General features: G+C 42.9%; 8 protein-coding genes and 1 riboswitch. Of the genes, 3 read left to right on the top strand and 5 right to left on the bottom strand.

Annotated elements, in window-relative coordinates:
* Window positions 1-1,487 (bottom strand): LTA synthase family protein (locus ACEYV4_RS02900; protein WP_373841938.1); only part of this gene is annotated, 1,487 nt, incomplete at its 3' end.
* A gap of 480 nt (window positions 1,488-1,967) precedes the next feature.
* Between ACEYV4_RS02900 and ACEYV4_RS02895 the strand changes: the two genes are divergently transcribed.
* Complete coding sequence (locus ACEYV4_RS02895) at window positions 1,968-2,621, top strand: histidine phosphatase family protein (RefSeq protein WP_373841937.1); 654 nt, start codon at window positions 1,968-1,970, stop codon at window positions 2,619-2,621.
* Window positions 2,622-2,770: 149 nt separating this feature from the next.
* On the opposite strand, the gene nhaC is transcribed toward ACEYV4_RS02895, so the two are convergent.
* From nhaC to ACEYV4_RS02880, 3 genes are all read right to left on the bottom strand, one after another.
* Window positions 2,771-4,153, bottom strand: coding sequence for a Na+/H+ antiporter NhaC (gene nhaC, locus ACEYV4_RS02890; protein ID WP_373841936.1), 1,383 nt, complete (start codon window positions 4,151-4,153; stop codon window positions 2,771-2,773).
* Window positions 4,154-4,263: 110 nt separating this feature from the next.
* Window positions 4,264-5,250: an IS30 family transposase gene (locus ACEYV4_RS02885; RefSeq protein WP_373841935.1), complete on the bottom strand. Its 987-nt coding sequence runs from the start codon at window positions 5,248-5,250 to the stop codon at window positions 4,264-4,266.
* A 392-nt stretch (window positions 5,251-5,642) separates the two neighbouring features.
* Window positions 5,643-6,965 carry a nucleobase:cation symporter-2 family protein gene (locus tag ACEYV4_RS02880; protein WP_373841934.1) on the bottom strand — a complete coding sequence of 441 codons (1,323 nt, stop codon included), beginning with the start codon at window positions 6,963-6,965 and terminating at the stop codon, window positions 5,643-5,645.
* A gap of 74 nt (window positions 6,966-7,039) precedes the next feature.
* Window positions 7,040-7,137, bottom strand: a riboswitch (purine riboswitch).
* A gap of 197 nt (window positions 7,138-7,334) precedes the next feature.
* On the opposite strand from ACEYV4_RS02880, the gene ACEYV4_RS02875 reads away from it, so the two are divergent.
* Window positions 7,335-8,768, top strand: a complete 1,434-nt coding sequence (locus tag ACEYV4_RS02875) for a C69 family dipeptidase (RefSeq protein WP_373841933.1) — start codon at window positions 7,335-7,337, stop codon at window positions 8,766-8,768.
* Window positions 8,769-8,873: 105 nt separating this feature from the next.
* On the top strand, window positions 8,874-9,899 hold the full coding sequence (locus ACEYV4_RS02870; RefSeq protein ID WP_373841932.1) for a cation diffusion facilitator family transporter: 1,026 nt from the start codon (window positions 8,874-8,876) through the stop codon (window positions 9,897-9,899).
* A gap of 82 nt (window positions 9,900-9,981) precedes the next feature.
* On the opposite strand, the gene ACEYV4_RS02865 is transcribed toward ACEYV4_RS02870, so the two are convergent.
* Entirely contained in the window at window positions 9,982-10,899 is a 918-nt protein-coding gene (locus ACEYV4_RS02865; RefSeq protein ID WP_373841931.1) for a magnesium transporter CorA family protein, read from the bottom strand.
* Window positions 10,900-10,984: the final 85 nt, after the last annotated feature.

Below are 10,984 nucleotides of genomic sequence, written 5' to 3'. Positions count from 1 at the left end.
TTGCCCAAAAGAGGGGCGAGGGTCGTATTGCGATCGTTTGAGATGCCATAATGATCGCCGTAGAGCATCACGAGCGAATTCTTTTCCAGGCCGGATGTTTTGAGATAGTTGAAGAACTCACGCAGCGAAGCGTCGAGGTAGTGGGCCGTGCGGAAATAACCGTTGATGTAAGGGTCGCTGGTACCAGCGTCCGGAAAATCAGTATCTGTATCACTAATATAGAAGGGATAATGGTTTGAGGTGGTGATGATCTTCGCGTAAAACGGTTGCTGCAAGTGCTCCATGTACTTCGTCGACTCGGCAAACATCAATTTGTCCTTGATGCCGTAATCGGTATTGGTGTTGTTGTCATGCGAATAGAAATCGCCATCAAAAAAGTAGTTGTAGCCCAGGTTCTTATAAACGTTGTTGCGATTCCAAAAACTGGCAACGTTACCGTGAAAGACGGCACTGGTATAGCCGGCCCGCTGATTAAGAATTGCTGGGGCACCTTGAAAGGTGTTGTCAGAGCCAAGGGTAGCAAAAAGGGAACCCTGAGGTAGGCCAAAGGTTGATGTTTCTAGCATATTCTCGGCATCGGATGTCTTCCCTTGGCCAACCTGGTGAAAGAAATTATCAAAGGCATATGTCTCGTGGCTATGGTAAAGCGAGTTAAGGAAAGGCGTAACTTCTTGCCCATTGATTTTTTTATCAATGAGGAATTGTTGAAAGCTTTCCAAATGGATAACGATCACGTTGCGCCCCTTGGCAATTCCATACATTTGGGGATTAGCTTTGGCGTAATGGTGGTCGGTGAATTTTTTAACTTTATTCAATTCCGACTTGGTGGCACTTTGCCGCATATCGTTGATGTGTTGGGATTTAACGAGGTCGTAACCAGTAAAAGCATCGATCCCCAAATATTTAACAATATAAGTACGGTCGAAGGTTCGCCCTAGTAGTTGGGGACGATCCATTTCGCCAAAGGCAAGGTTAACCCCAAAGAGGACTAGCGATAGTGAAGTAAAAGCAAAGGCAAGGCGACTACCAATTGCCCGGGGATCAAAGTGAATCCTTCGAAAGAGCATTAACAACAGGATGATAACAATATCAAGCCAGTAGAAAACATCATGGAAATTCGTTAGGGCTAATGAACTTCCACTTAGGCCCTGGTTAACTTTGGAATAACCGGTCATGGTAGCAATTGTCATAAAGTCGGTAAATTCCCGATAATAGATAACGTTTAGATAGAGTAGGAGGGTGTTGGCAATATCCAGTCCCATGATAACGGGATAAAAGAAGCGCGCCCGCTTGAAGTAGAAAGCCAGACTATAAATAAAAGCCGTGGTTGCTAGGGGGTTGAAGAATAAAATTAGGTATTGGAAGATTCCCTCAGCCCCTAATTTAAAATCGGTAAAGTAAGCAAACAGGGTCTTAAACCAAAAAAGGACAACTAGGAGGATGAAAAAACCAATCCTAGTATCCACAAATTTGCTTAATTTTTTCATTAGGAATGTTCCTCGCAATCAAAATGTTTGTTTTTAACCTGCTATACAGAAAATAGCAAATCAAAAGTATTTTATCACAGATTAACGAGAAACATTATTTTTCAATTAATCATTGTGAAAATTTAATTCTTTTCCAAAACGATTACTGGAATTGCGAGTTAATCATAATGAAAAAGATGTTTTAATTGACGATTGATCGGAATTCAGATTCTCGCTTAAAAAATATCTTTAAAGGAAGCCAGCATGATCTTATTATGGCGATAGAGAATTCGCAATTTTTCTGTCTTCAGTAGGCTTTACCGTTAATGGCTATAATCCTGGTTGGGCCCATTTGTGCCCTTTAATGTCATTTCAATTTCTTCTATGCTGATTAGTCTACGGACAAGATGTGAATAATTTGTGATAGGCGGAACAAAGTTGGTTAAAATTTAACAATGAAAGCGGTACAATAGGAGTAAATAACTAAGTGGAGGGATGAAGATGACAAAGTTAAACTTGTACCTGGTGCGACACGGTCAGACCTATTTTAATATTTACAATAAACTACAAGGATGGAGCAATTCCCCGTTGACAAAGAAGGGAGAGCAGAATGCCCAGGATGTCGGTAAACGGTTGAAGAATATTCATTTTGATGCTGCTTTTTGTAGTGACACAACACGGGCAATAGACACTATTCAGACGGTTCTCGACCTTAATGCGGCTAACTCGGTTAAGCAGCCGGTCACTTCACCATATTTTCGGGAAGAATTCTATGGATCCTATGAAGGCACAAACATGGACTTAGCTTGGTATAATGCCGGTGCACCCCATGGACTGAAAAACTTTCATGATATCGTTACTAAATACTCAATTGGTCAAGCAAAGGACTGGTTAAAAGATGCCGACCCGTTTCATGATGCTGAAAATAACCAGGAATACTGGACGCGGTTAGATAAGGGCTTGAACTTAATCCGGCATGCTGGTTTAGCGGATAATGCTAACGTGTTATGGGTTAGCCATGGCAATACTTTGCTTAGCCTAGTAGAGCGTTTTGGTGGCGGTAAGTATGATGTTACGGTTCGGCCCAAGAATGGTAGCTTGACCACCGCAACGCTGACTGATAACGATTTGCAGATCAAAGAGTATGATAAGTGAATTGCGGCCTATTAGGTAAGCCTGATTTTCCAGATTTAATTCGCTGCTATATCCTTATGAATAAAAAGGCTTCCAGAGTTCAGACTAGAAGAGCTCTGGAGGCCTTTTTGTAAACTGTGACATTCGTTTTAATTAAAACGATCTAACCATTATTTTGTTTGGCCAGCTTTTTGGGCCCATTTTAGGCCGACGCCGGTAAAACCACTTAAGATGGAAAAGACCGGTGAGAAAAGACTAAAGAAAACAAATGGCAGGAAGTGCAAAACTGGTACACCCAGAGTTGAGGCGGCAAAGGATCCGGCAACCCCCCATGGGATTAAGTAGTTGATAACACTGCCACCATCTTCCAGGACTCGGCTAAGGGCCAGTGAATCTAATCCCATCCGTTGAAAGGCGGGTTTGAAGGCCTTGCCGGGTAGAATTACGGAGAGGTATTGTTCACCAACGAAGAGGTTAATGCCAATCCCGGCTAGAATCGTGGTAGTAACCAACGGGCCTGGCTTGCGTAGACGCTTAACCAGAGGTCGCATGGCAGACTGAACCACGTGGAACTGCATCAGAATTCCGCCAAGGGAGAGGGTAACGATGATCAAAGAAACGGTTCCCATCATGCTAGTGATGCCGCCCCGGGACAGGAGGGCATTAACCCCCGTATCCGCAGTATGGGCAACGAAACCGTTTGAAATCAAATTGGTTAGAGATTTCAATGATTCATGAGGCTTTTGACAAAAGATCATGATTACCGTGACGATAATGTTGATGAAAAGTGTCGGGATTGCCGGAATATGACGCCAAGCACAAACAAACATTAAGATAATCGGTAGGATTGCCCACCAGCTAACGATAAAGTGGCTTTGCAATATGGTGGTGGTGTGAGCAATCTTAGCGGCACTCACTTGTCCACTGACGTTACCCAAAATCCAAAAGAGAATGAAGGAAACAATGAAAGAAGGAATCGTTGACCACATCATATTTTTGATATGGGCAAAGAGGTCACTGCCGGCAATGGCTGAAGCCAGGTTAGTGGAATCGGATAGCGGTGACATCTTATCACCAAAAACGGCTCCAGAGATGATGGCTCCGGCCACTAGGGCAGGATTAGCATTCATTGCGACTCCCATGCCAAAAAGTGCGATCCCAATGGTGGAAATGGTGGTGAAACCACTGCCGATTGATAATCCAACTAATGAACAGACAAGAAAAGTAGATGGGACAAAGAAGCGACTGCTGATTAACTTGAAGCCGACCACCATGATGGATGGGATGATGCCGGCCTGGATCCAAACGGCAATCAAGGCCCCAATCAAGATAAAAATAAAGATAGGAATGATCGCGGTACTGATGCCGTCCCGAATTCCTTGGTGGACATCGTTCCAGGAAGCGCCCCGGAATTTAGCCCAGAAGATCAGTAAAGCAATCGTGAAAAGCACTGGAATCTGTGGGGAAAGGCCAAAGTGGATGACGGCCGTTCCTAGGATGATTAACATGATAATTAAAATGGTGATGGATTCACCAAAACTAACTTTTTTCATAAAACTCGACTCCTTTGTTGTAATTAGTAACCGACTACTGACCACAGCAATAACGAATCTTTCCACCACAAGCTGGCATAGGCAAATACTCCTTTCAATCCGACGAATTGTCAAACCAAGTGCAACGGTTTCTCAAAAAATACCTCATATGGGGTTTCATAATTTAACACTTTTCGAGGACGGCGGTTCAGCTGATGTTGGCAGAAACTGACGTCCTTATCTGTATAATCATCAATATTAGTCATTTTAGGAAAGTATTCCCTAATTAGGCCATTGGTATTTTCATTGGTTCCTCTTTCCTCTGGTGAATATGGATCTGGCCAATAGATAGCTACTCCTAAACGTTCTCGAATATCATTCAAGCCAAGAAATTCACGCCCATGATCTGGAGTCAATGAATGGACAAATTCTTTAGGAATAGACCCTAAGAGATCAATTAAGCCCTGATTGACATCAGTTGTTTCTTTGTGATTGATCTTTTTGATCAATACTAATCGACTAAGACGATCAACGACTGTTAAAAGAACGGAGTGTCCTGTTTTCCCCATTACAGTATCTATTTCCCAATCACCAATGCGCTGACGCTCATTGATGAATTTAGGACGCTCATGAATTGAAATATAATCTGTTTGGGCTTCCCGATGCCTCCTGGTATTTTTAGGATGACGGGTGTGATGCTTATGCCTTAAATGTCGTTTAATTCCGGTGTCACCATGAGATGAATACTGTTCACCTAAATTATGCTTGTAAATATGACGATAGATGGTGTTATAACTAACACACCACCGATGTTCTTTCGCAAAGCGCGCAGCGATTTGTTCAGGAGACCAATGTAAATCTAAAATATAATGAACAATTTTACGACGTAATTGTGGATGATTATCTAGCAATAATGGTTTATGACAATTACGACGTTTTACGTGATAGTCATTTTCAGAAGTGTTAGCAGAGTATTTACCAGAACAACGCTTTAATTCACGAGAAATAGTACTTGGACTACGCTTCATGTGTAAGGCAATTGCACGAATAGTTAATCCTTTAGCCTTTAAACACATAAGCATTTCACGTTCTTTTATAGTAAGATGTATATAGCTCATAACGGGTTACCTCGAATAGTTTGATTTGGTCGTTAAACATATTCTACCCGCTATGGGTTTATTTTTTAAAATCTGTTGCACTTAGATTGTAAATACTCACCAAATAAAAAAGTCCCGTTGAAACCAATCAACGGGACGATTATTAAACCGCGGTACCACCCAATTACGTACAAGATTTAGCACGCACCTCATATCAGGTGATAACGGCACTGACTCTGGCCGAACAATATGAATATTCTCGCGATAATTCACTAACCTTGCCTGACCGGTTCGCACTTAACCACCGGTTCTCTGACCCCTAACAAGGCAGCTACTGAAACGATAATTGCTGAAAACATCATAGCGTGTCAAAATGAGAAAGTCAACACTATTATTAAAAAAACATGAGAATTTTAGTTAGGTTGACGTGTCCATTGATGATTGAAAAGAAGGTTTAATAGAACAGCGGTAACGCTAGTAACAACAATCCCGTTTCCTAAAATAATCTGGACTTCGGTCGGCATGTACTGGAAAATATGTGGGTACATGGTAACCCCTAGTCCTAATCCAATCGAAACGGAGGCGGTTAATAGGTTAGCATTATTAGTAAAGTCCACCTTGTGAAGGATCTGCACTCCCTGAACGCCGACCATTCCAAACATGACAATCATGGCACCACCTAAGACGGGGGTTGGAATAACCGTTGCTAAGGCGCCAACTTTTGGTAACAGGCCTAGGATTAAAAGCAGGAAGGCAGCATAGTAAACAGGACGGCGACTGCGCACTCCTGACATTTTGAGTACTCCAACGTTTTCGGAGAAGGTTGAATACGGGAAAGTATTAAAGAGACCACCAAGGACAGCGGCAATTCCTTCGGCCCGGTAGCCTCGTTTTAAGTCTTGAGAGGTTAACTGACGGCCGGTGATGTCACTGAGGGCGAAGAAGACCCCGGTTGATTCAATCATTGTTGTCAAAGAGACCAACATCATGGTGACCATGGCACTGACATTAAAATGCGGCACTCCGAAAAAGAACAGTTGCGGAGCGTGGAACCAGGCTGCTTCACCGACTGGCTTGAGAGAAACAAAGCCCATTGCCCCGGCAATAAAAGAAGCTAGCAAGATTCCGAGCAGGATAGCAATTGATTTCATGAAACCCTTAGCAAAGGCATTAAAGAGTAGAATGATAACGATTGTTAAGAAACCAATCAGTAGGTTAGAAGGATTACCGAAGGTGTGGGCCGTAGCAGAGCCACCACCGAGGTCTTGGAAACCGACCGGAACCAGGGTGAAACCAATAATGGTGATTAGTGAACCGGTAACGACGGGTGGAAAGAATTTTCGCAATTTGGCAAAGATTCCGGCAATCAAAAAGACGAAGATTCCGGCGGCGATAATGGCACCATACATATAGGTAATTCCCAACTTACCCCCGATTGATTCCAAGGGGGCGACGGCCTGAACGGCACAACCGAGGACTACTGGTAGACCAATCCCAGTTAATGGGGTCCGCTTGAGCTGAAGCAGGGTTGCCACCCCGCACATAAAAATATCGATTGAAACCAAGTAGGTCATCTGCAGGGTAGAAAAATGGAGATACTGCCCGATCAATAGAGGTACTAACACGTCCCCAGAGTACATGGCTAATAAGTGCTGAAAGCCGAGTATAAAGTTTTTCCAATGGTCCGCCAAGTCAAAATGACGTGAATGAGTGGTTATGGTTATAGGTTGTTTCACAAATCTTCCTCCCAAATTATTAATTTGATCAACAGCCAAATAAAAAGCTCTCTTTGCTGGAAAAAGCAAAAAGAGCTTTCGTTCAATTCGCTTATAGTCCAAAGTTTACGGCTTTGGGTAGGAACTGCCGTCCGTATTACGACATTATATAGGCTATTGATTAATGTGAAGTAGCTTCATCCTAACATGAAAGATCAGTCAGGACAAGCTAAATTTAGTGATTCGTTCGTTTTCTTCCTAATCATTATATGCAGAAAAACCTATTGTTCGTTTTCAGTAATTAATCCAGTGGTAATAAAATGAGAAAAAGTGGTATGATGATTAAAAAGTGATTAATTTGGATAATTGCATGGAAAGGATGAACGTGATATGCAAAGAAAGATGAGTAGTTGTACGGCCATGCTGGTCGGCAAGGATGCAACCATTGATGGCTCGACAATTATTGCTCGGGATGAAGATGCTGAAGATGGGGTCAATCCAAAGACGTTCAAGGTTTTCCCAGCTAAGGATTATAGTGGGGAACACTATGTTTCTAAGTACAACGGTCTAACCGTGGATTTGCAGGGACAAGGGTGTCGATTTACCGCAACGCCTAATGGGGTTCCTGACATTGGTCGATGGGATGAACAAGGAATTAATGAACATAACGTGGCCATGAGTTCGACCGAAACCGAAATGACTAATGCACGGGTGTTGGGACACGATCCATTAGTTAAAAATGGTGTAAATGAAGACTCAATGCTCTACTTAGTCCTGCCATTTGTTAAGACCGCCCGTGAAGGAGTTCAACGGTTAGGCCACCTGATTGAAAAGTATGGAACCGGTGAAACGAACGGGATTGCCTTCAGTGACCATAATGAAGTATGGTACCTGGAAACTGCTGGCGGTCACCAATGGGTTGCTCAACGAATTCCTGACGATGCCTATGCAATTGCTCCTAACATTATGTGCATTGAAGAAATTAACTTTAACGATCCCGATAATTATATGTATGCAAGTGGGATTCAGGATTTTGTAACTCAAAATCACCTTAATCCTAATCCTGGAACCTTTAACTTCCGGAACATCTTTGGCACTCAGGACGAAGCCGATGCCTACTACAACACGCCCCGTTCCTGGTATGGTCAAAAATTATTTACCCCATCCTTAAAACAAGAACCAACAAGTCAAAATATTCCGTTCATCCAACATGCTGAAAAGAAGATTGCCGTAGAAGATGTGGAAAAGTTCTTATCTTCTCATTACAATGGCACGCCATATGACCCGATGGGGACCTTTGCTTCCGGGACACCAGAAGAACAGCGTAAGTTCCGTTCAATTGCCTTGGATCGTAACCAGAGCTCTTGCATCTTGCAAATTCGGAATGATGTGCCAGCAGAATACGCCGCAATTCAATGGATCGATTTTGGCTTTTATTGCTACAGTCCCTATGTACCATTCTTTACGAATATCAATGATACGCCGGCTAATTACCAGGTTGCCACTAATGATGCTGACCCAGCTAAGAGTGCTTACTGGATGCACAAGCTATTAGAGGTGGTTGTTGAGCCGCGTTACCATGAATTTATTAACGAGGTAAACGATTACCGAGACCAATGCCAGAGTTACGGTGTGAGCCGGGTTGCTGCGATTACCGCTGCTTCTAAGGGTAAAACTGGTCAAGGCCTGATTGATTACCTGACTGCAGAGAATAAGAAGTCTGCTGCCCACGTTACCGCCGCTACTCATCAATTACTGAGTAGCTTAATTCACCAGGCACTGTTGAATTCGAAGTTCCAGTTTGAACGTGGCGATAATCTGTAATCAGTAATTAGTAATAAAAAATGGAACGCAGCGTCATAGCAATGGCGCTGCGTTTTTCGATTGGTGTTAGAATAGTTTTGCAATTTCTTGTAAGAGGTAGTGATTTTGAGCAAATTCAAAAAACACGTTACTCGTGAAATGCAACAATGGGAATCCAACCAGGCGGCCGAATTGACTAAAATTCGGGCTGCCCAGCGTCACCTGGTTTATAACGTGGTGGCCTACTTTAGCATTTCCGTAATTGAATATTGGCTAGCGGCCATTAGCCAATCGCAAACTCTTCGTGCCGACGCCTTCAATAATCTGTCGGGGATCATTTCAACGGTTCTGTTGATGATGGGTCTCCACATCGCCCAGGATATTCATGATGATGATATTGCGGGAGTAAAATTACCAGATAGTAAGTACCAGCGACGATTGGGCGGTGACCAGCGAATCCAATTTGTTCGTTGGCGCTACGAAACTGTCTTTTCGCTAGTTACGGCCGTGGTGATGATCGCCATCGCCCTTGGAGTCATCATCAATGGCATTAAAGCGCTGCTTAATCCGGCCAGTCGGGTAGTTCCTGACCCGGTTGCCTTGATTGGGGCTGGGATTGCCTCAGTTATTATGCTAGTGGTTTGGTTTATGAACCGCCGCACTGGTCATCAGTTATCCAATGCTGCCCTATTAGCCTCTGCTCAGGATAGCCTTAGTGATGCTTTTACCAGTATTGGTACAATGGTAGCGATTGCTGGAGCTCTGCTTTTGCACTTATCCTGGCTAGATGGGGCTACCAGTATTATTGTTGGCTTCTTTATTCTCTATTCGGGCCTCAAAATTTTCTTTGAAACTAGCTTAAATTTGGCTGATTATTTTGACCCCAAGGCGGAGCAACAATATTACCATGCTATTCAGCATGTCAAGCACGTTCATAAGGTGGTCGAACTCAAAGCTCATTACAACGGTAATGTTGTTTCATTAGATGCTACCTTAATTGTGAACGGGAAAATGACGGTTTTAGAGAGCTATCAACTATCAGAAGAAATTGAGCGATTAATGCGCAAAAAGTTTGGTATTATCGATGTTGATATTTCCTTCATGCCGGATCCACATTCTTTCTCGGATAAGGATGTAAAAGGACATTTTTAGAATCGTTATAAAGGGACTAGTGAGAAGGATCCTTCTCACTAGTCCCTTTTTGAAAATGATTAAATAATTCCGCTTGGTTTAATTATTTCCACCATTTGCGGGTGATGATAAAGATAAGTGAAACAACCATTAGGATCAGGGTAATAATCAGGGTAATTACCCAAGAATATGACATATTAGCTAGTGGTAATTTAACATTCTCACCATAAAAACCAGAAACGATGGTCGGAATTGAAAGCACGATTGAGTAAATAGTAAGATACTTCATTGTCTGGTTAAGGTCACTATCGATAACTTTGCTATAGGCATTGGAAACCCGTTCGGAAACATCAGAGGTCATTTGTGCCATCTCTAGCCCCTGCTGAGCTTCCACGATAACGTCGTCGAGATCATTATTTTGTCGGGTTGACATTTTATCGGTAAAACGACGTTTAAATTCTTCGAGCAGGGAAACGTTGCCCTTAAGTGAGGTTAGAATATAAACTAAGCCGGTTTCAATTTCCATAAACTCATTGATAGCCTTACGACCGGTTCGGCGTTGCATATTGCGTTGAATTTGCTGACGTTGTGCGTCGACTCGTCGTAACGGTCCAAAATAGTTGGTGGATAATCGGTAAAGAATGGGGAAGACCAAGTTGAACTTATCAGTGATTGGGCCACGACGCTTGAGGGCTCGTAATTGGTTGGCAATAATTCCGTTGACAAAGTTGGTCTTAGCATTGGTGAAGGTGATGATATTATTAGTTGTTAACATGATCCCAATTGGAGCGGTCTGTGGAGCTGTCACCGCATGGGTAGGTACATAGACATCGAAGATTAACAGGGTGACGCCAGCGTCAGGGTCAATTTCAACCCGGGCTTTTTCATAAGGGTCAATTGCGTAGTCGAGTAATTCTTTAGTTACTTCATATTTTTGAATTAGAGCAGCCCGTTCACGGGGAAGGGGTTCGAAAACGCTGATCCATTTGCTCCGGTCGTTGATTGCTTCGGCACTTAACATTGGCTTCATCCCCCTTATTAATAAAAGTGTACATGTACTATTCAACTCTTTTTGACTAAAAAAGTAAAGTTACTGTTCGAGTGGG

The sequence above is a fragment of the Limosilactobacillus sp. genome (genome assembly GCF_041859915.1).
Classification (GTDB): domain Bacteria; phylum Bacillota; class Bacilli; order Lactobacillales; family Lactobacillaceae; genus Limosilactobacillus.
The sequence above is the reverse complement of the archived record's forward strand: the minus strand, read 5'-3'. Positions and strand labels throughout refer to the sequence as shown.